This is a genomic window from Brevundimonas sp. 374 (assembly GCF_900102995.1).
In the GTDB taxonomy this organism is placed as follows: domain Bacteria; phylum Pseudomonadota; class Alphaproteobacteria; order Caulobacterales; family Caulobacteraceae; genus Brevundimonas; species Brevundimonas vesicularis_C.
Genome location: NZ_FNKT01000005.1, coordinates 114,827 through 139,441, shown reverse-complemented (window position 1 = coordinate 139,441; position 24,615 = coordinate 114,827). Strand labels below are relative to the sequence as shown.

Annotated in this window: 20 protein-coding genes and 1 pseudogene; 11 read left to right on the top strand and 10 right to left on the bottom strand. The window is 66.7% G+C overall.

Going from position 1 to position 24,615, the window contains the following annotated elements; all coding sequences use genetic code 11:
- Positions 1-6 precede the first annotated feature (6 nt).
- Positions 7-477 (bottom strand): Rrf2 family transcriptional regulator, encoded by a 471-nt coding sequence (locus tag BLR19_RS12785; protein WP_091751760.1) that lies wholly within the window; start codon positions 475-477, stop codon positions 7-9.
- A 168-nt stretch (positions 478-645) separates the two neighbouring features.
- Between BLR19_RS12785 and BLR19_RS12780 the strand changes: the two genes are divergently transcribed.
- The 7 genes from BLR19_RS12780 (at position 646) to BLR19_RS12750 (ending at position 11,649) form a co-directional block, all read left to right on the top strand.
- Positions 646-2,622: a potassium transporter Kup gene (locus BLR19_RS12780; protein WP_091751688.1), complete on the top strand. Its 1,977-nt coding sequence runs from the start codon at positions 646-648 to the stop codon at positions 2,620-2,622.
- Positions 2,619-4,007 (top strand): RsmB/NOP family class I SAM-dependent RNA methyltransferase, encoded by a 1,389-nt coding sequence (locus tag BLR19_RS12775; RefSeq protein ID WP_369818859.1) that lies wholly within the window; start codon positions 2,619-2,621, stop codon positions 4,005-4,007. The genes BLR19_RS12780 and BLR19_RS12775 overlap by 4 nt, the downstream gene beginning before the upstream one ends.
- A gap of 47 nt (positions 4,008-4,054) precedes the next feature.
- Positions 4,055-4,729, top strand: coding sequence for a ribulose-phosphate 3-epimerase (gene rpe, locus BLR19_RS12770; protein ID WP_091751685.1), 675 nt, complete (start codon positions 4,055-4,057; stop codon positions 4,727-4,729).
- A complete protein-coding gene (locus tag BLR19_RS12765; protein ID WP_091751682.1) occupies positions 4,726-6,573 on the top strand; it encodes a heparinase II/III family protein in 1,848 nt (615 codons plus the stop codon). The genes rpe and BLR19_RS12765 overlap by 4 nt, the downstream gene beginning before the upstream one ends.
- Before the next feature lie 78 nt (positions 6,574-6,651).
- A complete protein-coding gene (gene purH, locus BLR19_RS12760) occupies positions 6,652-8,256 on the top strand; it encodes a bifunctional phosphoribosylaminoimidazolecarboxamide formyltransferase/IMP cyclohydrolase (protein WP_091751679.1) in 1,605 nt (534 codons plus the stop codon).
- A gap of 145 nt (positions 8,257-8,401) precedes the next feature.
- Positions 8,402-9,301, top strand: a complete 900-nt coding sequence (locus BLR19_RS12755) for a dienelactone hydrolase family protein (RefSeq protein ID WP_091751675.1) — start codon at positions 8,402-8,404, stop codon at positions 9,299-9,301.
- 263 nt (positions 9,302-9,564) lie between these two features.
- Entirely contained in the window at positions 9,565-11,649 is a 2,085-nt protein-coding gene (locus BLR19_RS12750; protein WP_255366654.1) for a S8 family peptidase, read from the top strand.
- 24 nt (positions 11,650-11,673) lie between these two features.
- Here BLR19_RS12750 and grpE read toward each other — a convergent pair whose 3' ends face one another.
- Both grpE and hrcA read right to left on the bottom strand, forming a co-directional pair.
- Entirely contained in the window at positions 11,674-12,261 is a 588-nt protein-coding gene (gene grpE / locus BLR19_RS12745; RefSeq protein WP_369818860.1) for a nucleotide exchange factor GrpE, read from the bottom strand.
- 44 nt (positions 12,262-12,305) lie between these two features.
- A complete protein-coding gene (gene hrcA, locus BLR19_RS12740) occupies positions 12,306-13,364 on the bottom strand; it encodes a heat-inducible transcriptional repressor HrcA (RefSeq protein WP_091751751.1) in 1,059 nt (352 codons plus the stop codon).
- A gap of 114 nt (positions 13,365-13,478) precedes the next feature.
- On the opposite strand from hrcA, the gene rph reads away from it, so the two are divergent.
- Both rph and BLR19_RS12730 read left to right on the top strand, forming a co-directional pair.
- The gene (gene rph, locus BLR19_RS12735) at positions 13,479-14,204 is read left to right on the top strand and encodes a ribonuclease PH (protein ID WP_055754224.1); all 726 of its coding nucleotides are present in this window, start codon (positions 13,479-13,481) and stop codon (positions 14,202-14,204) included.
- A gap of 64 nt (positions 14,205-14,268) precedes the next feature.
- Positions 14,269-14,730 (top strand): hypothetical protein, encoded by a 462-nt coding sequence (locus BLR19_RS12730; protein WP_143007384.1) that lies wholly within the window; start codon positions 14,269-14,271, stop codon positions 14,728-14,730.
- Here BLR19_RS12730 and BLR19_RS12725 read toward each other — a convergent pair.
- Positions 14,727-14,972: pseudogene (locus BLR19_RS12725) on the bottom strand (phosphoglucosamine mutase); the annotation flags it as partial. The gene BLR19_RS12730 and the pseudogene BLR19_RS12725 overlap by 4 nt on opposite strands.
- A 447-nt stretch (positions 14,973-15,419) precedes the next feature.
- Here BLR19_RS12725 and BLR19_RS12720 point away from each other — a divergent pair.
- Positions 15,420-17,123, top strand: a complete 1,704-nt coding sequence (locus BLR19_RS12720; RefSeq protein WP_176758349.1) for a DUF3363 domain-containing protein — start codon at positions 15,420-15,422, stop codon at positions 17,121-17,123.
- Between the two features lie 106 nt (positions 17,124-17,229).
- Here the strand turns inward: BLR19_RS12720 and BLR19_RS12715 are convergent, their stop codons facing one another.
- From BLR19_RS12715 to glmM, 3 genes are all read right to left on the bottom strand, one after another.
- Entirely contained in the window at positions 17,230-17,736 is a 507-nt protein-coding gene (locus BLR19_RS12715) for an RNA polymerase sigma factor (protein ID WP_176758348.1), read from the bottom strand.
- Between the two features lie 819 nt (positions 17,737-18,555).
- On the bottom strand, positions 18,556-19,491 hold the full coding sequence (locus tag BLR19_RS12705) for a HEPN domain-containing protein (RefSeq protein WP_066553366.1): 936 nt from the start codon (positions 19,489-19,491) through the stop codon (positions 18,556-18,558).
- Positions 19,492-19,578: 87 nt separating this feature from the next.
- The gene (gene glmM, locus BLR19_RS12700; protein WP_091751657.1) at positions 19,579-20,928 is read right to left on the bottom strand and encodes a phosphoglucosamine mutase; all 1,350 of its coding nucleotides are present in this window, start codon (positions 20,926-20,928) and stop codon (positions 19,579-19,581) included.
- Positions 20,929-21,089: 161 nt separating this feature from the next.
- Here glmM and glmS point away from each other — a divergent pair, with 161 nt between their 5' ends.
- Positions 21,090-22,904 (top strand): glutamine--fructose-6-phosphate transaminase (isomerizing), encoded by a 1,815-nt coding sequence (glmS, locus tag BLR19_RS12695; RefSeq protein ID WP_091751654.1) that lies wholly within the window; start codon positions 21,090-21,092, stop codon positions 22,902-22,904.
- Here glmS and BLR19_RS12690 read toward each other — a convergent pair.
- The 3 genes from BLR19_RS12690 to BLR19_RS12680 are packed head-to-tail and all read right to left on the bottom strand — an operon-like array spanning position 22,865 to position 24,589.
- The gene (locus BLR19_RS12690; RefSeq protein ID WP_091751651.1) at positions 22,865-23,533 is read right to left on the bottom strand and encodes a Crp/Fnr family transcriptional regulator; all 669 of its coding nucleotides are present in this window, start codon (positions 23,531-23,533) and stop codon (positions 22,865-22,867) included. The genes glmS and BLR19_RS12690 overlap by 40 nt on opposite strands.
- A 52-nt stretch (positions 23,534-23,585) precedes the next feature.
- Complete coding sequence (locus tag BLR19_RS12685; RefSeq protein ID WP_091751648.1) at positions 23,586-24,329, bottom strand: Crp/Fnr family transcriptional regulator; 744 nt, start codon at positions 24,327-24,329, stop codon at positions 23,586-23,588.
- Positions 24,329-24,589 carry a DUF6894 family protein gene (locus BLR19_RS12680; RefSeq protein ID WP_066628951.1) on the bottom strand — a complete coding sequence of 87 codons (261 nt, stop codon included), beginning with the start codon at positions 24,587-24,589 and terminating at the stop codon, positions 24,329-24,331. Before BLR19_RS12680 ends, BLR19_RS12685 begins: the two co-directional genes overlap by 1 nt.
- Positions 24,590-24,615: the final 26 nt, after the last annotated feature.

Sequence of the window (24,615 nt, the reverse complement as noted above, 5' to 3'; positions counted from 1 at the left end):
GCGCGATCAGGCCGCGACGGGGCAGGACTTGTGCGGCGCAAAGGCAGAGAGCGAGGTCGGGTTTTCGGCCAGAAGATCGGCGATGGTGATCTTGGACAAAGCCTCGGTCGCGGCCTCGTCCGCAGCGGTCAGGGCCTTGGCGACCTGGCGCGGGATATGTTCGCTGATCGGGCAGCCCTTGGCGCCGGCAGGGGGCGAACCGATGTGGGCGCAGCCGTTCACCGCCTTCAGCACCTGATCCAGCCGAATGTCCTCGGGCTGACGCAACAGCCAGGATCCGCCGGTCGCGCCCGGACGGGTGGCGATCAGCCCGGCCTTGGCCAGAAGGGCGGTCACGCGGCGCACCACGACGGGATTGGTCGGGATCGAGGACGCCAGCACGCCGCTGGGCATCGCCTGCGCAGGCCCAAAGGCGCCCTTGTGGGCCATATAGGCCAGGGCGTGGGCGGCGACGGGGAAGCGTTGGCTGTCTGACATGGTTCTGTTCCTGATGCGAAAATAGGCGTTCAGGGGCCGAATCACAAATCGCGCCGCAGAACGCCGAAACCGAATCCGCCGCGGCGCGATTGAAGACCGCGTGGAATGGGCCTAAAGGCTCGCCGCTTTGAAGGGACCGACGCCGCGTCGGAGACCCGGAGGATACGCATGGCCGGGGACACTCCCCACGACGCGAGCGCTCCCTCGCCCGCGTCGAACACGCCGGACAAGCCCACCCACGCCACGGGTCCGGAATCCCACATCCCGGGCGGCCAGGCCGCCAAGCACGGCGGCTTCTGGGCCCTGACCATCGGCGCGATCGGCGTGGTGTTCGGCGACATCGGCACCAGCCCGCTCTACGCCCTGCGCGAGGCGATCGACCATGCGCGCTCCGGCGTGGGCGGCGATCTGGCCGTGATCGGCGTCGTGTCGCTGGCGTTTTGGGCGCTGATGGTGGTGGTGACGTTCAAATACGTCTTCTTCCTGATGCGCGCCGACAACAAGGGCGAGGGCGGCACCCTGTCGCTGATGGCCCTGGCCCAGTTCGCGGTCGGGCGACGCAGCGCCTGGATCTTCATTCTGGGCGTCTGCGGCGCAGCCCTGTTCTATGGCGACGGCATCATCACGCCCGCCATCTCGGTCCTGTCCGCCGTCGAAGGCCTGCAGGACGCGCCGGGTCTGGCCGGGCGGCTGGATTCCTTCATCGTGCCGATCTCGGCCGGCATCCTGATCGCCCTGTTCCTGGTCCAGTCGCGCGGCACGGCCAGCCTGGCCAAGTATTTCGGCCCCATCACCGCAGTCTGGTTCCTGAGCCTGGGGGCGCTGGGCCTGTATCATATCTTCGACGACGTCAGCGTGCTGCGGGCCCTGTCGCCCCACTATGGCGTCATGCTTCTGCTCAACGACGGCTTCCTGGGCTTCGTGATCCTGGGCAGCGTCTTCCTGGCCGTCACGGGGGCCGAGGCCCTGTATGCCGACATGGGCCATTTCGGTAAGGCGCCGATCCGCATGGGCTGGCTGGCCTTCGTCCTGCCGTGCCTGACGCTGAACTATCTGGGCCAGGGCGCCCTGATCCTGGACAATCCGGCCGCGTCCGAGAACCCGTTCTGGAACATGGTGCCGCAGTTCGCCTATTGGCCGATGCTGATCCTGGCGACCGCCGCGACCGTCATCGCCTCCCAGGCGGTGATCACCGGCGCGTTCTCGGTGACGCAGCAGGCGGTGCAACTGGGCCTTCTGCCGCGCATCGACATCAAGAACACCTCCGAAACCCAGGCCGGCCAGATCTTCGTGCCGGCGGTCAACACCTTCCTGATGGTTGGGGTTCTGGTGCTGCTGGTGGTGTTCCAGAGCTCGCATAACCTGACCGCCGCCTATGGCGTGGCGGTGACCGGCACCATGCTGGTCAATACGCTGATGGCCTATTCGGTCATCCGCAAGGGCTGGAAGTGGCCAATGTGGGCGGTGGCCGGAACCTTGCTTCCGTTCGCCTTCATCGACAGCGTCTTCCTGACCTCCAACCTGCTCAAGATTCCGGATGGCGCGTGGATGCCGCTGGTGCTGGGCGCCCTGCTGGTCGTCGTGATGTGGACCTGGGTGCGTGGGACGCAGATCCTGACGGCCAAGACGCGCAAGGACAGCCTGCCGCTGACCGATCTGATCGAGATGCTTCAGGCCAGGCCGCCGCACCGTGCGCCGGGCATGGCCATCTTCCTGACCTCGGATCCCGACGTCGCGCCGGTCGCCCTGATGCACAATCTCAAGCACAACAAGGTGCTGCACGAGAAGAACGTCATCCTGACCGTCCGCACCTCCGAGCGCCCGCGCGTCAAGGAGGCCGACCGGGTGCGGATGGAGCCGATCAATGACGACTTCAAGAAGGTCACGGTCACCTACGGCTTCATGGAGACGCCGAACGTGCCGCGTGCGCTGGGCCTGTGCCGCAAACAGGGGCTGAAGTTCGACATCATGTCGACCAGCTTCTTCCTGGGCCGACGCTCGCTGATCCCGTCGGCGCGCCAGGGCATGCCGCTGTGGCAGGACAAACTGTTCATCTTCCTGATGCGCAACGCCGCCAATCCGACCGACTTCTTCCACATCCCGCCCGGCCGCGTGGTCGAACTGGGCGCGCAGGTGGCGGTATGAGCGCCGAGGGACGGGGCGGCCAGAGCTCGCAGGCGCGCGGGCGTCGCATGGCCACCAAGGGCCGCCCGCGCCCGGCCCCGGCTGAGGCCGCTCAAGGGCCGTCGCAAGACGACATCGGCGTCGAGGCTCGCGTCGTCGCCGGCATCCTGCTGAACGCCGCGCTGGAGAAGCGCAACGGACTGGACGAAGCCCTGTCTCAGCCCGCCGCCCGCGCGCTGGAGCCCGTGGATCGCGCCTTCGCCCGCGCCGTGGCCATGGCGGCCCTGCGTCGCCTGGGTGAGATCGACCAGATTCTGGATCGCCGTCTGAAGAAGTCGCCGCCCGAGGCTGTGCGCACCCTGATGCGCATCGCCCTGGCCCAGACTCTGGTGCTGGAAACGCCCGCCTTCGCCGCCGTCTCGACAGCGGTGAAACTGGCCGAGCGCGATCCCAAGACCCGGCCCTACAAGAATCTGGTCAATGCGGTGCTGCGCGGGGTTGGGCGTGAAGGCCCCGGCCTGACGACGGCCGAGAGCAATCTGCCGGACTGGATCGCGGCGCGCTGGAAGGCGACCTATGGCGAGGCCGCCCTGGCGGGTCTGGCCTTGGCCGCGCGCGAAGAACCCGCGACCGATCTCAGCCTGAAGCCAGGCGTCGATCCCGCCGCCGTGGCTACCTCTGTCGAGGGCGAAGCCTTGCCCGGGGGCACGGTTCGCACCGGCCGTCGCGGCGATGTGGCCGGCTGGCCCGGTTTCGAGGATGGCGACTGGTGGGTCCAGGACGCGGCCGCCGCCGTGCCCGGCCGGCTGCTGGATGTGAAGCCCGGCGAGACGGCGCTCGACATGTGCGCCGCGCCTGGAGGCAAGACGCTGCAACTGGCGGCCGCCGGCGCCGCCGTCGTCGCGCTCGACCGTTCGGCCCCGCGGCTGAAACGCCTGACGCAGAATCTCGAGCGGACCGGCCTGACCGCCGAAGTCGTCGCCGTCCCGGCCGAGGACTGGGAGGACGCCCGCATCTTCGACGCCGTCCTGCTGGATGCGCCTTGCACCGCGACGGGCACCTTCCGCCGCAATCCGGAGGTCCTGCGGGCCACCAAACCGGCAGAGGTGGCCAAATTGGCGGACGTTCAGCACCGACTGCTCGACGCCGCCGCCGAACGCGTCAAACCGGGCGGCCGTCTGGTCTATTGCACCTGCTCGCTGGAGCGTGAGGAGGGCGAGACCCAGATCATCGCCTTCCTGCGCCGCAATCCTGCCTTCCGCACCGTCGCCGCCGATCCGACCGCCGTCGGCGCTCCGCCCGAGGCGCTGACGCCCGAAGGTTGGTTGCGCATCCTGCCCTCCATGTGGGCCGAACACGGCGGACTGGACGGCTTCTTCGCGGCAAGGCTGGAACGGGCATCCTGAGCGGGAGCGCCTTGCTCCCGCCCGCAACCCGCCTTATCCGGAAGGCCATGGCCGTTACCCCTCTGATCTGCCCGTCGATCCTCGCCAGCGATTTCGCGCGGCTGGGTGAAGAAGTCCGCGCGCTGGAGGCGGCGGGCGCCGACTGGATCCACGTCGATGTGATGGACGGGCATTTCGTGCCGAACCTCACGCTTGGCCCCGACATCGTAAAGGCGATCCGACCGCACACGACCTTGCCGTTCGACGTGCATCTAATGGTCGCGCCGGTGGATCCTTGGCTGGAGGCGTTCCGCGGTGCGGGCGCCGATGTCCTGACCGTTCACCCTGAAAGCGGGCCGCACCTGCACCGCACCCTGGTTCGCATTCGCCAGCTGGGCGCCAAGGCGGGCGTCGTGTTCAATCCGGCGACGCCGCTGTCGATCCTGGAAGAGGTGGTCGATCTGGTCGATCTGGTGCTGATCATGTCGGTCAATCCGGGCTTCGGCGGTCAGAAGTTCATCGACAGTTCGCTGAAGAAGATCGCGGCGGCGCGAGCCATTCTCGACCGCGCCGGTTCGACGGCTCACCTTCAGGTGGACGGCGGCGTGACCTCCGCCAACGCCGCAGCCTGCGTCGCCGCCGGCGCCGATGCGCTGGTCGCCGGCTCGTTCGTGTTCAAGGGCGATTACGCGGCCAATATCGCCGCCCTGAAAGCCGCGCCGGCTGCTCAGAGCCTCTCGTGAGCCCGCTCGGCCCCTTCGCCCCGCGGGGCCAGGAAACGACGCTGGACGTCGCCTCGGGTCAGATCCCCGGCCTGCCTGGCGCGCCGGTGCGCACGCCCGTGCGGTCGGGCGACACGGTCGCAGGACCCGGCCTGTGGCCCGCCATCGCCGGCCGACTGGCGACGCGACAGCTGTGGATCGAGCTTTACGGCCTGCCCGGTTACGGCCTGACGCTGGGGTCGCCTCTGGGCGGAGGCAAGGTGACCGCGTTCGCCGCCACGCCGCGCGATTTCCGCCCTCATGATCCGGCGCCGGGGCGCAATGTTCTGGCCGGGCGTTTCATGCTGGCCGGCGCCTCGATGGAGGTCGAGCCTCCGTCCGATCCGTGGAACCGGCCCAGTCCCTCGCGGCCCTTTGCGGTCGAGCTTCACGCCTTCGCCTGGTTGCCGGGCCTGATGGCTCAAGGCGACCGTGGCGCGCGCGAGGCGCTGCGTCTGACCCTGGCCTGGGCCGACGCCTTTGCACGGTGGTCGCCCTTCGCCTGGGGACCGGAAATCCTGGCGCGGCGGGTCGTCAATCTGGCGTGCGGCGCACGGCGGATGGGCGCCGTGGCGACCGAGGCCGAGCGACTGAAACTGGCCGACAGTCTGGCGCGCCAGACCCGACAGCTGCTACGCCCGCCCGGCGGTCTTGCCAGCCGGGCCGAGCGGTTGACGGCGGCGACCATCGGCGGCTGCGTGCTGGCGGGGGCGCCGGGGCAGGCCTTGCGTCGCCGCGCGCTGTCGCGGCTGGACGGCGCCCTGAAGACGACGGTGCAGGCCGACGGCGGCCACGCCTCGCGCAGTCCCGAGGCGGGGCTTGAGCTGCTGCTTGACCTGTTGACGCTGGACGACGCCCTGTCGCAACTTTCCGAACCGACTCCGGAGAGCGTCTCGGCCGCCATCGTCCGGCTGACACAGGGCCTGCGCCTGCTGACCTTGCCCGATGGTCGTCTGGCCAGCTTCCAGGGCGGCGGCCCCTCCACCATTGAACGCGTCGCGGCCGCCCGCGCCCACGACGACGAGGCGATCGCCAGAAGCGACGACGCTCCTGCAGCCACCGGTGCGGTCGCCGGCCTGACGCGCATCGCCAGCCCGCTGTTGACCATCATCGCCGACACCGCCCCACCAGCGCGCGACGCCTGGGGGGCGGCCGCCTGCGCCCAGCCGCTGGCGCTGGAGATCGCCTGCGGCAAGGATCGTCTGGTGACCGGCTCGGGGTGGACGCCGGCCTCGACCGACCGCCAGGCCCTGCGGCTGACGCCGGCCCATTCGACCCTGACCTTGGGCGAGCGATCGCTGAACGAACCGCTGGGCGGCTGGAAGGGCGAGCTCTTGGGCCCGCGCCTGGTCGGACCGCCGATCCATGTGACCACCGACCTGCGCGACGGCGACGGCGCTGTCTGGCTGGAAATGGAGCACGACGGCTGGAATGAGTTGTTCGGCCTGAACCATCAGCGCCGGCTTTATCTGGACCAGCGCTTGGACGAGTTGCGAGCCGAAGAGAAGCTTTTCCCCACACCAGGCCGCAAGGAGATGGTGCGCCAGATCGCGGCCCCCTACGCCATCCGCTTCCATCTGGAGCCGGGAGTGCAGGCCTCTCTGGCGCGCGACCGGCGGTCGATCCTGCTGCGCGGCGCCTCGGGCCGGGGCTGGTGGTTCAGGACCGACGGACCGGACGTGGCCATCGAGCCCAGCGTCCATATCGACGCCGGCCTGACCCGCCGCTCCCTTCAGATCGTGGTGCGCGGCTCGGCCCGCACCGACAGCGAGACCAAGATCCGCTGGAAGCTGAGCCCGGCCGGCGCGAGCGGCGAACCGACCTGAAACCGTCCGTGGGGTGACGGCGAAGCGGTTTGGGTCTAGACGGCGCGCGATCCTCCCCTGCCATCACGGACGCCGCCCATGCCCGCCGCTCCCGACTTTCCGTCCGCCCCTGATCGGGTCAAGCCGCAACGCGCCCTGATCTCCCTGTCCGACAAGGCCGGGCTGGAGGACGCGGCCCGCACCCTGCACGATCTGGGCGTCGAACTGGTCTCGACCGGCGGTACGCGCGCGGCGATTGAGAAGCTGGGCCTGCCGGTCAAGGATGTGGCCGATCTGACCGGCTTCCCCGAGATGATGGACGGCCGGGTCAAGACCCTGCACCCCATCGTTCACGGCGGCCTCTTAGGCGTGCGTGACGCGGCCGACCATGTCCAGGCCATGACCGACCACGGCATCGGCGCAATCGATATCGTCTGGATCGACCTTTATCCGTTTGAAAGCACCGTCGCGGCCGGCGGCGCGTTCGAGGCGGCGGTCGAGAATATCGACATCGGCGGCCCGGCCATGATCCGCTCGGGCTCCAAGAACTACGGCTATGTCGCCGTCGCCGTCGACGGCGAGAGCATCGGCCTGATCCTTGAGGCGCTGAAGGCCCAGGGCTCCACAGATATGGCCCTGCGCAAGCGCCTGGCCGCCCGCGCGTTCGCGCGCACCGCCGCCTACGACGCCGCTGTCTCCGGCTGGTTCGCCGGTCAAATCGAGGACGCTGCCCCGGCCCGCAAGTCGATCGCGGGCGCCCTGGCCCAGACCCTGCGCTATGGCGAGAACCCGCATCAGACGGGCGCCTTCTATCGAACCGGCGAGCGCCGTCCGGGCGTAGCCTATGCCGAACAGGTTCAGGGCAAGGAACTGGGTTACAACAATATCGCCGACGCCGACGCCGCCTATGAGTTGGTGGCCGAGTTCGAACAGCCGGCCGTGGTCATCGTCAAACACGCCAATCCGTGCGGCGTGGCCGTGGGCAAGGACCTGTCCGAAGCCTATGCCCGCGCGCTGGAATGCGACGCCGTTTCGGCCTTCGGCGGCGTGATTGCGGTCAACCGTCCGCTGAACGGAGAGGACGCCCGCGCCATCACCGGCATCTTCACCGAGGTCGTCATCGCCCCCGGCGCCGATGACGAGGCCAAGGCCGTCTTCGCGGCCAAGAAGAACCTGCGTCTGCTGATCACCGACGGCCTGCCCGACCCCCACGGTCCGGGCGAGGTGTTCCGCTCGGTCGCCGGCGGTTTCCTGGTCCAGTCGCGTGACCGGTCGCTGATCAAGCCGTCGGACCTGACGATTGTCACCAAGCGCCAGCCGACCCCGACCGAGATCCAGGACATGCTGTTCGCCTTCACCGTCGCCAAGCACGTCAAGTCCAACGCCATCGTCTACGCCAAGGACGGCCAGACGGCCGGCATCGGCGCCGGCCAGATGAACCGTCGCGACAGCGCCCGCATCGCCGCCATCCGCGCCCAGGAAGCCGGAGAAGCCAAGGGTCTGACCCACTCGCTGGCCGAGGGTTCGGCCTGTGCGTCCGAAGCCTTCTTCCCCTTCGCCGATGGGCTGCTGGAAGCCGTCGCGGCCGGGGCCACGGCGGTGATCCAGCCGGGCGGCTCGATGCGCGACGCCGAGGTCATCGCCGCCGCCGACGAGAAGGGCATCGCCATGGCCTTCACCGGGGTGCGGGTCTTCAGGCATTGATGAAGGGAAGAAGGGCGCTAACGCGCGCGACGCGGTCGCTCGCTGCTTGAGCCCCCTTCTTCCCGTTTTAAAGCGCGCCTTATCGTGACTGGACGACTGCCGTCAGCCGTGATGCTCTGACGCCTTTCCCGCGTTGGAGCGTCCGATGACCGTGCTGATCCGCCCCGAAGGCCAGACCGCCGACGACCTGAAACTGAGCCGTCGAACCTTGGGCGCCTTGGGGGGCTTGCTCTTTTCCGGCTATGCGGTCGCAGCCCTGGCCCAGGAAGCCAAGCCCATCACGACCGACGCCGAGGGCCTGTCCACAGAGACCGTGACCTACGCCGCGCCGGACGGGTTCCAGCTTCCGGCCTATGTCGCCAGGCCAGCGGGCGACGGCCCATTCCCGGTCGTGGTGGTGGTCTCCGAGATCTTCGGCGTCCACGAATATATCCGCGACATCTGCCGCCGTCTGGCCAAGCAGGGATACGCCGCCATTGCACCGGCCTTCTTCGTCCGGGTCGAGGATCCCGCGCCGTTGTCGGATATGCAACGGATCATGCAGATCGTCGGGGCGGCGAACTATGAGCAGGTGATGAGCGACCTGTCGGCGACGCTGGAATGGGCCAGCCAGCAGTCGTGGTCCAAGGACGGCAAGGTCGGCATCACCGGCTACTGCTGGGGCGGCAAGGTGGTGTGGCAGGCGGCGGCCCGCTTTGCCGCGATCGGCGCGGGTGTGGCCTGGTACGGCCGCTTGGCGCCCGCCGCAGACGCCACGCCGGTTCAGATCTCATCGGGCCAACCCTGGCCGGTCGACATCGCTGACGATCTGAAAGCGCCTGTGCTCGGCCTGTATGGCGGCAAGGATCAGGGCATCCCATTGGCCAGCGTCGAACGGATGCGCGAAGCCCTGGCCCGCGCCGGCCAGACCGGCAGCCAGATCGTCGTCTATCCCGACGCCCAGCACGGCTTCCACGCCGACTACCGCACCAGCTATTCGGAGGCCGACGCAAAGGACGGCTGGTCCAAGCTGCTGGCGACGTTCGATAAAGCGTTAAAGAATTAGGCCGTTACTGATGCGGAGGCTGCGGAAAGCAGCCTTGACTTTGGGAGGGTTAGGGCGTGAACGGATTGCGACTTCGCGGGGCGATCGTCCTGGGTATGGGCCTGCTGTTTCTACCGCTCGCGGGTTGCGGAGGCGGTGGTGGAGGAGGAGGAGGCGGTGGCGGCACGATCACGCCCCCTGTTCCTCCGCCCCCACCGCCCCCGCCTCCTCCCCCCCCACCACCACCGCCTCCGCCGCCTCCGCCTCCGCCTCCGCCTCCTTCGGTGACGTCGAGCGAGTATCTGCGGAACTACGGCCTGGCCAATATGAAGGTCCAATCCGCTTGGCAGGCCGGGGCGACCGGAGCCGGCGTCACCGTCGCCGTCGTCGACTCCGGCATCGCCAATACCTTGCCCGAGTTGGAGGGGCGTATCTCCAGCGCCTCGACGGACGTCGTCGTGGGGCGCAATACGCCCTATGTGGCGTCAAGCAGCCACGGCACGCGCGTGTCGGGCGTGATCGCCTCGAACTTCAACGGGTTCGGTACGATCGGGGTGGCGTACAACTCGACCATCCTGTCGATCCGCACCGATATCTCGGACTGCACGGACAAGAATACGGACGTCTGTTTCAGCAGTTCGGATCTGGTGCGCGCGCTGGATTACGCCGTCGCCAATGGCGTCAAGATCATCAACATGTCGCTGGGCGGCGATGGGCGGCTGGGCTCAGCGTTCGAGGCGGCGCTGCTGCGAGCCGTCAACTCGGGCGCCGTGATCGTGGCTTCGTCAGGCAATGACGGAAACGCCAATCCGGGCTGGCCCGCGCGTTACGCCATTGACCCGCGGTTCGCCGGCAGCGTCATCGCGGTCGGATCGCACGGCGCGACCGATGCGATGTCCAGCTTCTCGAACCGGGCAGGGGATACGGCGGTCGGCTATATTTCTGCGCCGGGCGAGGATGTGATCACCGGGTGTGAGGGCACGTCGTGCTGGCGCGTCAACGGCACATCCTTCTCGGCGCCGCATGTCTCCGGCGCGCTCGCCTTGCTGATGCAGGCCTTCCCCAATCTGACGGCGCGTGCGGCGCTGGATCTCTTGCTGACGACCGCACGCGACGCCGGCGATCCCGGCACGGACATCGTTTATGGGCGCGGCCTGCTGGATATGGCGGGCGCGTTCAGACCGGTCGGAACGACCTCGACGCCGATGGCCGACGGAAGCTCCATCGTCAGCATGAGCGAACCGGGCAGCTTCGTCGGCGCGGCGTTCGGGGACGCTTTCGGTCGCCAGACGGCGCTGAATACGGTGCTTTACGACGCCTACGATCGCATGTTCGCCGTCCAACTGGGCGGCGCCTATCCGACTGCGCCCAGCCGGTCCTATCAGGCGGCGCCGTTCGAGCAGAACACCACGGCGACAAGCACCCTGGCCCTGCCGGGCGGCGGTCGATTGAACCTGATCGCGGCTCAGCCCAGCGCCCGCCCCGAGCCGATCGCGCCTCGTCATGATCTCTATAACGCACCCTGGATGGGGGACGAGCCGCGTCAGGAGGCGATGCTTGACGTCGCCACGGGCCGTATGAATTTTTCGGTCTGGCAAGGCAAGGGCGGGGCGACATCACCGTTCAACGGCGCAGCGGGCGACGGTTTCGCCGCCCTGGCCCAGGCCGACCACGCCGTGCGCGGCGCCCTGCGGTTCGGCGCGGTGACGGTTTCTGGCGAAAGCGGGGGCGGCGATCGCCGGATGCCGCTGCGTCGTGTCGAGCAGGACGCCTCGACCTATAGTCGCGCGGCGATCGGATGGCGCGGAGCGGACGGCGGTCTGTCGTTCAGCGTCGGCGCTCTGGATGAACGGCTTGGACCCTTGGGCGCCTTCCTGCCGGGCGGGTCCGACTTCGCCCTGCCGTCACGGACCAGCTTCTATGCGCTCGGCGGCGACTGGACGCTGCGGCCGGGCCTGCGCCTGATCGGCGAGGCGGGCATGGGGTCGACTCGGATCGAGGGTCGTTTCCTGTCGATGGATCAGGCGGCGATCAGTTCGAACTGGCGGCTGGGCCTGCTGACGGGCTGTTCGATGATCTGCGACCGGATCAGCTTCACCCTGGCTCAACCGCTCAGGATAGAGCGCGGAACCTTCTCGGCCATGCTGGCGGATGTTCCGGTCGAATATTTCGATCCGCTGACCTATTCGCGCCGCAGCTTCTCGGCGACGCCCAGCGGGCGTCAGATCGACTTCATCCTTGGGGGCGAACGTCAGCTGTGGGACGGATCCAGCATGACGCTTCAGGCGGTCGCCAGTCGCGAGCCGCGTCACGTCGCAGACGCGCCGCCGGAGTTCGCCTTGATCGGAGCCTGGCGGCGTCAGTTCTGACCGACGCCGCCTGACCACTGCGGATCAGGCCTTGCCGTCGAAGGCCTGACCGTCGGCGGCGGGGGCGGCGCCATACGGGTTGGGAGCCTGGGCGCCGGACCCCTTGGCGGCGACGACCACCATGGCGGGACGGACGGTGCGACCGAATAGTTCGAAGCCGGACTGCATGGTCTGGATCACCGATCCGCCGGGCACGGTCTCGGACGGCTGTTCCATCATCGCCTGATGCAGATGCGGGTTGAACGCCTCGCCGGCCTGCGGCGCCACGCGCTTCAGGCCGTTGGCGTCAAAGGCTTGCAGCAGGGCCTTCTGCGTCAGTTCCAGCCCGGTCACCAGACCGGCCGTGGCGCCCTCGGCGTCCTTGGGCGCCGCCATCAGGGCGCGCTCCAGATTGTCGGCGACGCCCAACAGGTCCTTGGCGAAGCGCTGGATGGCGAAGGCGCGGGCGTCGTTCTGCTGCGTCTCCGAACGGCGCTTCAGATTCTCCATCTCGGCGGCGACGCGCAGGGCGCGGTCCTTCCATTCGTCACGTTCGGCGATCACCGCGTCCAGCGGCGCCAGATCCTCTGACGGATGGGCGTCCAGGCCGTGTTCGGCGTTGGTTTCGGCCATGTCGGCGTCCACGGCGTTCAGTTCGTCGTTAAGGGGCTTGTCGCTCACTTGTCGTTCCCGTCCAGCATCCGGCCCAGCACCCGGGCGGTATAGTCCACCAACGGAATGACACGGGCGTAGTTCAGTCTTGCGGGGCCTATGACGCCGATTGCGCCCAGAACCCGCTGTCGGCCGCTCATATAGGGCGCCGCGATCACGGCGGAACCCGAAAGTGAAAACAACCGTGTCTCGGCGCCGATGAAAATGCGCACGCCTTGGGCTGCATCGACGCCGTCCAGCAGGCCGATCAGCTGTTCCTTCTGCTCCAGATCATCGAAAAGGACGCGGACCCGCTCCAGATCGGCTAGGCCTTCCCGGTCCTGAAGCAAGTTGGCGCGACCCCGCACGATCAGGGCCCGCTCGCGATCCTGGCCGCCGGACCACGCAGCGAATCCGTCCTCGACCAGGCGGGCGGCGGTCTGGTCCAGTTCACGCCGTGCGATTTCCAACTCATGGGTCATCTCTCGCTTGGCGTCGGCGAAGGGGCGACCGCGCAGGCGGGCGTTCAAGAAGTTGGAGGCCTCGACCAGGGTCGAAGGCGTGACGCCGGCCGACAGGGTCATGATGCGGTTTTCGACCGTGCCGTCGTCAGCGACGATGACGGCCAGCGCCTGGTCTCCGCCCAGGGCGACGAACTCGACATGTTTGACGCCGGAATCACGCACCGGGCTGGAGACAACGCCTGCGCCGCCGGCTAGGCCCGACAGCAGGTTCGAGGCCTCATCCAGCGCCGCCTCGAAGTTCCGGCCGCGCCCGGCGAGCCGCCCGTCGATCTCGCGACGCTCGTCCTTGGTCAGGTCGCCGACTTCCAGCAGGCCGTCGACGAACAGGCGAAGGCCTGCATGGGTCGGGATGCGCCCGGCCGAGGTGTGGGGCGCCGCCAGCAGGCCCGCGAGGGTCAGATCCTGCATGGTGTTGCGGATCGAGGCAGGCGATAGGGCGATGCCGCCCAGCGACAGGGTCCGAGACCCGACCGGCTCGCCGGTCTCCAGATAGCTTTCCACGATGCGACGGAAGATGTCGCGCGCCCGCGCATCCAGCCCCGCCAGACCCGCGAGGGCCAGATTCGGGGATGGGCCGGCGTCGAACGGCGGGTTTTTCGGGGCATACAGGCTCACGGTTTCAGGATAAGCACCGCCGCCACAGCTTCCAAGGTCAGACTTCCAAGGATCCCTCCCATGCGCCATTCGCAACGCACCGACGATCAACTGCGTCCCGTGACCATCGAGACCGGCGTCAACCGGTATGCTGAGGGCTCGTGCCTGATCAGCTTCGGCAACACCAAGGTGCTGGTGACCGCCTCGATCGAGGACAAGGTGCCGGGCTGGATGCGCAACACGGGCCAGGGATGGGTGACGGCCGAATACGGCATGCTGCCCCGTGCCACTCACACGCGCGGGCGTCGTGAGGCCGCCGCCGGCAAACAGTCCGGCCGCACGCAAGAGATTCAGCGGTTGATCGGCCGCTCCCTGCGCGCCGTGGTGGACCTCAAGGCCTTGGGGGAACGCCAGGTGTTGATCGACTGCGACGTCATTCAGGCCGACGGCGGCACCCGCACGGCGTCGATCACCGGCGCCTGGGTCGCCATGAGCCTGGCCCTGAACTATCTGCGCGACGAGGGCGTGCTTAAGGCCGATCCGATCACGGATCAGGTGGCGGCCGTGTCGTGCGGCGTCTGCGACGGCGTGCCGGTGCTGGACCTGGATTACGAAGAGGATTCCGAGGCCGAGGCGGATTCGAACTTCGTCCTGACCGGCTCGGGCCAGATCGTCGAGGTCCAGGCCACGGGCGAGAAGCGCGGCTTCTCACGCGCCGAGTTCGACCGGCTCTTCTCGCTGGCCGAGATCGGCTGCACCGAACTGTTCGCCCTGCAGAAGGCGGCCCTGGCGGCGGTGAAGCGGTAGGGGGTTTCACCTCGGGGCGCGGACGGGCATCCTCGTCCGGTCAGTCCTGACCGGAGACAAGTCGATGCGTCGATCCCCCTGGCTTTCGATGGCCGCCTGCGTTGTGTTGATGGCCGGATGTCAGCGCGCTGATCCAGCCGATCAGCCTGCGTCCGGAGACACGGCGGCAAGCAGCAATGTCATCGACGCGGTTCCACTGGCGCCCGACGCCCCGCCGCCCGCCCCGCCCGCCAAGCCGGCGGCCGCGGAGAAGGAAGCGACCAAACCGGCCGAGGACGTCGAGGCCAGCATTCCCGAGGGTCCAGACATGCCCGCTCAGCCGGTTCCGGTCAGCGAGGTCCCTTGCCGCGAGGCCATCGGCGCCGCCGCCTCGGCCCGCCTGGTCGAGCGCTGCATTCAGGTCAGCCCGGCGACCCGCCCGCCCTGCAACGCCGCCAACCCCTGCGATCTGATCCAGGGGGAGATCGACCGGTCCTGCAAGCTGTGGGCGCGCGACGGCGATCCGCCGGCGGCGTGCAAACCCTAGGCTGAGCGCACCGCGCCCGCCACATCGGCCACCACCCGCTTGACCAGCGCCTCGTCGTCGCCCTCGGCCATGACGCGGATCAGCTTTTCCGTGCCCGACGGGCGCACCAGCAGCCGTCCCTGACCGCTCAGCGCCGCCTCGGCCTCGGCGATGGCGGCCTTGACCGTGTCGGTCTCCAGCGGCTTGTCGGCGGTGAAGCGGACGTTCTCCAGCTTTTGGGGCACGGGCTCGAACTGGCGGGCTGACGTGCGGCGGCGAAGAGGATGTAATGGGCGGTTATCAGAAGCACTCAGGTCCTTTCCGCGGACACGATGGATCGTGATGCACCCGGATCAAAGCTGATCAAACGCCGTCAATCGGACGGAACAACTCAAAACGGGACAGGCGCGATTTTATTCGCAAACCTGCTCGGCGACCGGTGGGCGGTTTCCGGACAAGCCGGTCGATGACGACGGTTCCCCATGGCCAAGCCTCACGATTCAGACGATTTCCCATTCCGTCCGTCAATGACGGCGCACCGAGATCACTATCCCCACGGGACTGGTCTCCTCCCCGGACGCGCGACAGCGTCGATGCCCTCCAGAGCGCGGACACGACACTTTGCCGCCAAGACGGTCGCCAAGCGGGTCCGGCCGGCCTTCCGGGGCGCCGGGCCGTCACGACGTGTCTTCGTCAGGGTCAAGGCTGTTATGAAGACGCCGAACGCGCGCGCGTCGTTGAAAGCCTGCGTGCGGTACTTCGGACGGGAGGGCGCGGGCGAGGACGGGGCGAGAGCCGCTTTCTTCGGGCCGCTGGAGGACCGGCCTGACGCCAGGGCGCAGGTCGATCGGTGGGCCGACGACCGCCGTCATTATCGGATTGTCGTGAATCCGGAAGACGGACAAGAGCTCGCGGACGTCAGGTCGTTCGCACGGCGGATGATGAAGCAGATTAAGATCGACACCGGCACGCCGCTCGAATGGCTTGCCGTTGCGCACTTCGACACCGGACGTCCCCATCTCCACATCATCCTACGCGGTGTGCGGGACGATGGGCGCGACCTTGTCTTCAACCGCGGTTATGCGGCGCATGGGCTGCGCGGCCGGTGCGAAGCCCTGGCGACCGAGATCCTGGGCCCGAGATCCGACCGGACGGCTTCCTCCCGCGATCTGACGGCGGACCGGCTGACCGCGATGGACGACACGCTTCTGCGACGGCATGACGACGGATGGATCAACCTCGAGGGTCTGGACAGCGGAGAACGCGCCAACGCACAGCGCCGCCTGGTCCATCTTGAGCGTCGCGGATGGGCTACCCAAGACAGCCAATGCCGTTGGACTCTTCCGGAAAACCTGCGGGACATCCTGCGAATTGTCGGCGAACAGGAGGCGCGTGAAGCCGCCGCAACGCGCGCCATATGGGGCGGCTTCTGGGGCGGGCAGACGCATCGCCTTGAACCGCTGAGCCTCTCGGAAGGCGAGGTGATCGTTGGCGCTTACGCCGGCGTTCAGCCGCTCAAGTGGCACAAGAAGGCGGCCCAGTTGCTCGTGCTTGAGACCATGGATGGTCGTCTGGGGCATGTCAGGCTGGCGTCATTGGATCGCGTTATGATCCTGGATCGCGTACCCGAGCGGGCCCTTATCGAACTGCGGGGAAGGCCGTGGAGGGCGAGGGCTTCAGACCGGACCATCGCTCAGATCGCGCAACTGAGGAATGGCGTTTACTCTAAGGTTGATCATCTCGTGGTCCGGCCCGAAGATCGGCCTGTTTTCATCGAGCGCCATCTTCGACGGCTGGAAGCCATGCGCCTTCAAGGCGCTGTCGAGCCTCGGGGCGACGGCCGGTTCGCCATTCCACCCGACTACATCTCGCGGGCGTTGGCGGCGGATCAGGCGCGACATGGTCCTGCCGATGTGGACGTCCGCGTGCTCGACGTCAGGCCTCTACACCTCCAGACCGAAGCGCGGGGCGTCACCTGGCTGGACCGGGTGGCCGGCGGCCTCGAACCTGATCCCGGCTTGGGGTCTATGGCGGATGAAGCCAGAAGGTTGGGACAGGAACGGGCGGAGACTCGCAGGGGGTGGGGGATCGGCGATGGCTCAAAGCTGACCGATAAGGACATGCTCGCCCTCTGGAAAATGGAGATCGACGCGCAGTTCAAGAGGCTTGGGAAGGACGAGAAGTTGGTCGTAAAGGCCGAAGAGGGACAGCCCTTCTCAGGCGTCTACAACGATAGCGTTCACATGGGCGGCCGAACCTATGCGGCGGTCGAAAGCCGCTCTGTCGTAACGCTAGCGCCGTGGCGCGCCGGGTTGGAGGCCTGCCGTGGCCAAGCTCTCACCGCGGTTCTGCAGGCGGGGCGTGTGGAGTTTCGATTCGGAGAGCGGGGCCGGGGTTTGGGACTAGAGCTTTAGCCTACTTGCACGGGATCCGCGGGGGTTGGGTTGAGTTCCTATCGTCAGCTTCGGGACGCGCTCGCGAAGTCCAAGTATACGGCGGGGGGAGCCTCGATCCCCGGCCTCAATCGCGCAGCTGTGCCGCACATTGGGCTAGAGCCTTGGTCATCCGCCATTCGACTGTTTTCAGCCGGATGCCGAGATGATTGGCGATTTCCTGGTTGGTCATGCCGCCGAAACGGCTGAGCAGGAAGACGTCGCGAAGCGGTTGCGGAAGGCCCAGCACGACTTCCTTCAAGAGCAGGGATGCGTCCTGTGCTGCGGCCTGGGTGGTGGGAAGCGACTGCCATGCGTCCAGTTCCTCTCGCCGGCGATCGCGGCGGTAACGGCTCACGAACAGATTGCGGGCGACTTGGAGCAGAAAGGCCTTTGGTTTACGGATTTCGACAGGACGCTTCTGTCGCAGGATATTGAAATAGGTGTCCTGAAGGAGGTCTTCGGCGAGGTCGGCGCCATACCGATGTCGCAACGAGCCGAGCAACCATGCGCCGTGGGTAGCGAAAAGGGTCTCGGCGTCGCTTCCGGTAGAAAGCGCCGGCACGGTTTTAGACTGTCGACCACCAGACGTCACGAATTCGCCTCCGATCAGCGAGACCGCCCGTCTGGATTGACGGAGCCGAGCCTAGGTCGAGGCAAGCGCAAAGGGCGCGGCGCGCTGCAGCCCCCGTGGGCGTACAAGCGCAGGCTGCGGGTTGTTCTCAACCGAGGTTCTCACGCCTCGACGCCGCTGTGCGACGCACCTCCAGGATGAATCATTCACTCGCCGTTGGCAAGTGTGGCGCGATACCCGCTCGACCTTCGCTTGCGTCTTGGTCATGCGCCGGGCGTTGAGAACATGGTTGAGCCACGCGCCGCCGCCTTTAGCCGAAGCCTGGACATGCGCGGGGGCCGCCCGGGCGTCTGGATGCTAGCTTATCCGGACGAACCCATAAACCGACAACTTGAGATCCCTTCTGGGAGCCTTCTGTTCAAGTTGCAGTCGGCAGAGGCGGGCGGCGATGCAATATGCCCCAGGCCTTGACCCAACGAGATACGCAGGCTTCGTGGCCCTCGCTTGCCAATATGCACCCTTCAAAGGGCGTACAGTCAGCGCCGCGCTGTCCTTCTAGGCTCTGCCCTTCTGGGGGGTGCGAAGCTCGCGCGATGAGTAACGCACCTCGCTGACCTGAAGCCTGGCCCAAGCTCGAAGTTGAAGCCTGGGATAATAAGGGCGCTTACGAATGTGGATGTAAGGCGGACCATCCAAACCAAGGCATAGCATTTTTGCTAAAGTCGAAGGCGCGAGTTGGACTCCCAGAGCGGCGAGTTCACGTGACGCTTCCTTTCGGTTCAGAAGACGGTCTTCGTGTTCGACTGCCGTAGTTGCATCTCTGACTTCCAAGGCTGCGACCTATCTCGAGCTTTCCGCTTTCAGCCGTAGGTCCTCGACGCGCGCCCGGCTTGATTCTGCGACCCGATCACGCAGGTGTTTCGCCCTGGCCATCAGCCATTCCAGATCCTCGGCCGAGGCGTCGTACTGATCGCTGTAGCGGGCTTCGACATAGGCCCTCTTCAGCAGTTCGAACCGGCGGCGATCGAAGCGGCTTTCACGCGGCCAGGCCTCAACCAGCCCTACGTCCACGGCCTCGGCGAGCGAGCGGAGGAACTTAATGTTATGGGAGCGCGGAAAATAGAGGGTGTGGACGAGTAGGAAGCAGGCGTAGGCGGTCTCAACAGCCTGATGCAGGCTGAAGGCGGCCAGCTTCCGGAAGCCTTCGTCCGCGGCAGCCTTTCCAGTTTGGTATTCAGCCGTATCGATCCACCGCCTGAGGTCTGCCGACTTAACTTCAAAATGGCGTTTTGCCATTTCGCCAGCGGCCTGCGCCGTCATCAGCTGTGGCGGAGCGAAGGCATGGCCGGGAATCTCGTAGAGGGCGACGCCGTCGCGGACGATATCGGTCCAGAAGTACTCTCCTCGCCGCAGGGCGTCGTTCACGTCTTGAAGATCGTGGACAATGAGATTGACGGTTCGCCCGATGGCCGGGTCACGAAGGATCTCGTCCTCGGAATTCCACCAGTAGTCGGCGATGTTCGTCAGCTTCTCGTGGTTGACCACGATCAGGAGGTCGAAGTCCGAGAGATAGCCATTCTCTGGTTCGTCCACCCAGTCCGCTCGTGCGTAGGACCCGAACAGGATGATCTTGAGGATCTGGCCGCCGCGTCGCCAACCAGAGTTGGCGCCGCCGCCGCTTGTCCTGGCCGCCTCAAATCCAGCAAGCAGGATGTCGCGAACGCGTTGAAGTTCACGCTGCTGACGCTCCGGCAGATGTTCCAGATCGGACCGCATTAGGTGAGTCTATCGAAAACGCAGACGCTGTGAACCGTGAAGTTGCGCGCACACGCCGCGCAGATGCGTATTATTGTGTTGCAGGTCTCACCCTGCTGTTTTCACTGCCGCAGCAACTTCAGACACCACCCGCTTGACCAGCGCCTCGTCGTCGCCCTCGGCCATGACGCGGATCAGCTTTTCCGTGCCCGACGGGCGCACCAGCAGCCGTCCCTGACCGCTCAGGGCCGCTTCGGCCTCGGCGATGGCGGCCTTGACCGTGTCGGTCTCCAGCGGCTTGTCGGCCGTGAAGCGGACGTTCTCCAGCTTTTGCGGCACGGGCTCGAACTGGCGGGCCAGTTCGCTCATCGGCTTGCCGGATTCCACCAGGACGGCCAGTACCTGCAGCGCCGCCATCAGGCCGTCGCCGGTCGTGGCATGGTCGTGCAGGATGATGTGGCCCGACTGTTCGCCGCCGATGTTGAAGCCGCCTTCGCGCATCCTTTCCATGACATAGCGGTCGCCGACCTTGGTCCGCTCCAGCGTCAGGCCTTCGGCCTTCAGTTTACGCTCCAGTCCCAGGTTGGACATGACGGTGGCCACCACGCCGCCCCCGGTCAGGAGGCCGCGCCTGGCCCAGTCCAGCCCGACCAGGGCCATGATCTGATCGCCGTCCACCACCCGACCCGTCTCGTCGCAGATGATCAGTCGATCAGCGTCGCCGTCCAGGGCGATGCCGATATCGGCGCGGTAGCGTTTGACCGCATCGGCCAGGGTCGCCGGATGGGTCGAGCCGCACTCGGCGTTGATGTTTGTCCCGTTCGGGGTCACGCCCACGGGGAAGACCTCGGCGCCCAGTTCGAACAGGGTGGTGGGCGCGACCTTGTAGCCGGCGCCGTTGGCGCAATCGACGGCGATGCGCAGCCCTTGCAGCGTCAGCCGCTTGGGGAAGGCCTGTTTGGCGATCTCGATATAGCGGGCCTGGGCGTCGTCGATGCGTTTGACCCGGCCCAGCTTGTTCGACGGCGCCAGGCCCTGGTCCAGGCCTTGGTCCATCATGGCCTCGATCTTCAGCTCGATCTCGTCCGACAGCTTGTAACCGTCCGGCCCGAACAGCTTGATGCCGTTGTCGGCATAGTCGTTGTGCGAGGCCGAGATCATCACGCCCAGATCGGCCCGCATCGAGCGGGTCAGCATGGCCACGCCCGGCGTCGGCACGGGTCCGAAGGTGCGCACGTCCATTCCGACCGAAGCAAACCCGGCCACCAGCGCCGGCTCGATCGTATAGCCGGACAGACGCGTATCCTTGCCGATCACCACCAGATGGCGGCGGTCGTCGTCTGTGCGAAACAGTTTCCCGGCGGCCAGACCCACGCGCAACGCGACCTCGGCCGTCATCGGATAGGTGTTGGCGCGTCCGCGAATGCCGTCGGTGCCGAAATATTTTCTGTCGCCCAAGGCCTGGTCCTTTGTTTCGGGTAACGTTCCGAAACCCCTTTTTTGATGCGGCCCGCCTTAAGATTGCATAGACGGCCGATGGGGCTTGATGTGTGGCTTAGCCCCGGATCGCCGCCAGTGCAAAGCGGCGCCCTTTTCCTGACTTCTCGGAGCCTTCGCTCATGTGCGGCATCATCGGCGTCACCGGCAATGGTCCTGTCGTTCCCCGGCTGATCGACAGCCTGAAACGGCTGGAGTACCGCGGCTATGATTCCGCCGGCGTCGCCGCCGTTGTGGACGGCTCGGTCGAGCGCCGCCGCGCCAAAGGAAAGATCCGCAATCTGGAAGCCGTCCTGGCCGAGGAGCCGATGACGGCAACGGTCGGCATCGGCCATACGCGCTGGGCCACGCACGGCGCGCCCACGACCGCCAACGCCCACCCACACAAGGCCGGTCGTGTCACCCTGGTCCATAACGGCATCATCGAAAACTTCGCCGAGCTAAAAGCCGAGCTGGCCGCCGAAGGCCATGTCTTTGAAAGCCAGACCGACACCGAGGTCATCGCCCACCTGCTGGATGCCGAATTGAATACGGGTCGCGCGCCGCTGGAGGCGTTCAAGACCACTCTGGATCGCCTGACCGGCGCCTATGCGCTGGCGGTGCTGATCGACGGGACGGACGACCTGATCCTGGGCGCGCGACGCGGCAGCCCCTTGGTGGTCGGCTGGGGCGAGGACGAAATGTATCTGGGCTCGGACGCGCTGGCCGTCGGTCCGTTCACGCAGAAGATTTCCTATCTGGAAGAGGGCGATTACGTCGCCATGACCAAGGCCGGCGCCCAGATGTTCGACGTGGCGGGCAAGCCGGTCGAACGCGCCATCGTCCAGGTCTCGGCCTCATCGGCCATGGTCGAGAAGGGCGAATATCGCCACTTCATGGAGAAGGAAATCCATGAACAGCCCGACAGCGTCCAGCACACCCTGTCGGAATATCTCGACTTGGTGACGGGCAAGGCCAAGACCAATCCCGTCGATTTCGCCGCCATCGAACGCATCCAAATCGTCGCCTGCGGCACGGCCTTTTACGCCGGCCAGATCGGCCGTTATGCGTTCGAGAAGCTGGCCGGCCTGCCCTGCGACGTCGAGATCGCGTCCGAGTTCCGCTATCGCTCGCCTGCCGTGTCGCCCAAGACGCTGGCGGTCGCCGTCAGCCAGTCGGGCGAGACCGCCGACACCCTGGCCAGCCTGACCTGGTGCAAGGCGCAAGGGTTGCAGACCGCCGCCGTCGTCAATGTTCACTCGTCCTCGATGGCGCGCGAAGCCGCCGTCCTGTGGCCCACCCATGCCGGACCCGAGATCGGCGTCGCCTCTACCAAGGCCTTCACCGCCCAGGTCGCGGCCCTGCTGGCCTTGGCCGTGGCGGCTGGCGTGGCGCGCGGCCGGATCGATGCTGCGACCGAGGCCGAACTGGTCAAAGCTCTGTTCGAAAGCCCGCGCCTGATCGCCGAGGCCCTGACGATGGGCGACAGCATCCGCGCCGTGACCCACGATCTGTCAAAGGCCGACGACGTGTTGTTCCTGGGCCGGGGCGCCATGTTCCCGCTGGCCATGGAAGGCGCGCTGAAGCTGAAGGAGATCAGCTATATCCACGCCGAGGGCTATGCCGCCGGCGAGCTGAAGCACGGCCCCATCGCCCTGATCGATGAAGAGACCCCGACCATCGCCCTGGCTCCGCTCGACGAAGTGTTCGAAAAGACTGCGTCCAACCTCCAGGAGGTCGCCGCGCGGGGCGGCCCGGTCATCATGATCGCGCCGGAAAAGGCGCCCGATCCGCACGGCGCCGGCATTCGCCGCATCCACGCCCCCGACTGCCACCCGCTGATCGCGCCTCTGGTCTATGCCGTGCCGGTGCAACTTCTGGCCTACTACACAGCCGTTCAGAAGGGCACCGACGTGGATCAGCCCCGCAACCTGGCCAAATCCGTCACGGTCGAATAGGCCTCGTCCGTCATCCGCCGCAGGGCGTCTGCATCGGTGATCTGGATCGCGCCGCGCCGCAGCCGCACGGCGCCAGCGGCGCATAGTTCGGTGCAGGCGGTCGATATGCTGGCGCGTCGCACAGCCATCAGATGCGAAAGCTCGGTTTGACGAAGGGCCAGGACGTCGCCTCCCTTTCGGTCGTGAACGTCGAGCAATAGGGCGGCTAGGCGCTGGCTGACTTTCAGTGTGGCGTGGCGCGAAAGCTCAGCCTGAAGGGCGATGTTGCGACGGCGAAGATCCGTCAACGCCATCTCGACCAGACTGCCGCGATCGATCTTCTGCGCCAGCTTGCGAGCGGAGACGATCAGGTATCGTCCGGTCGTCAACCAAACGGCCGACTCTGGCCCACCCCCGCCCAATGCAGCGTCGAAGTTGATCACGTCGTCGCTGGACGACAGCCCATGCGACAGAGTGCCGTCGACCCCGATACGCGCCAGGACGCCTGACAAAATCAGCGTGACGACAGCTTCGCCATTCTGTGTGGTTGAGGTTCGTGCGCCAGCCTCGGCGAAGAAAGCATCGCCTTCGTCCAGGCCCTGAACTGCAAGGGCAGACAACAGGGCGTGCGCGAGGTTCGACTGGGACATGCCCTGTCTAGACGGCCGATCGCCGTTCTGTGCGATAACATGCGTTAAGCGATCAGACGGGCTCTGATTGCAAGCGCAGATAGGTGGGGTCGAATTCAGCGATCTCGGCCAAGCGACGCCAGTCGAGAATATCGATGCGCCCGCCCGCCCAAGCGACGACCCCCTCGCTGCGAAGCTCGGAAATCAGGCGGCTGACATGGACGGTCGAGAGGCCCAGCGCATCACCCAGCGTCGTTTGCGTCAGCGGAAGTTCGAAGGTGAGATCGCCTGTCTGGCCGACGGCCTGGAGCCGCAGGTAAAGCTCGCACACCAGATGCGCCAGATGGCCCAGACCGCTCCGTCGGCCCATGGCCACCAGCCATTGTCGGTGGATGGCGGCGTCGATGATGGTGTCCAGCCAAAGCAGCCGGCCCAGGTGTGGATGTCGTTCGGTGATGTCGATCAAGCCGCTGTGTGGCGCCTCTGCGATCACACAGTCGGTCAGGGCGACGACACCGTGATCCATCTGCTTCATCAACAGGCTGTGCAGGTCGATGAAGTCGCCCGACACATTGATTTCGGTGATCTGACGCGCCCCGTCCTCCAGCGTGGAATACCGCGCGGAAAAGCCAGAAATCAGAAGGGTGCTGTGCAGCGGGCGGGTGTGCTCGCGCACGATATCGGAGCCGGCGGAGATGGTTTTGGGCGCATCGAGCACAGCGCTCAACGCCTCGATCTCTTCGGGACTGAGCCGGTCTCGAAGCGACAACTTATCGACCAGCGTGGTGATCTTTGAGACGCTGCCACCCTTGGTCATCACGCGTCCCCCGTCAATGTCCAGCCCTCGGGCGCCTGATCGGATGCGGACGCCGTGACGCTGACGACCGTTCGACCCTCGGTGTCCGTGACGATGACGCTGAAGGCGCGGGTCGTCCAGAACGATGCGCCCCGATAGCGCAGGATTTCGCCCAGCACGGCGACGGCTTCCTCGCGGGCTGCATCAACGCTCCTCAGTTCCTCGCCCTGATCGTCGCGGATGCAATCTCCGTTCTGGGTATGGAAAAAGTAACGCGGCAATCTTTCCCTCCTGGCCTCAGCCGAGA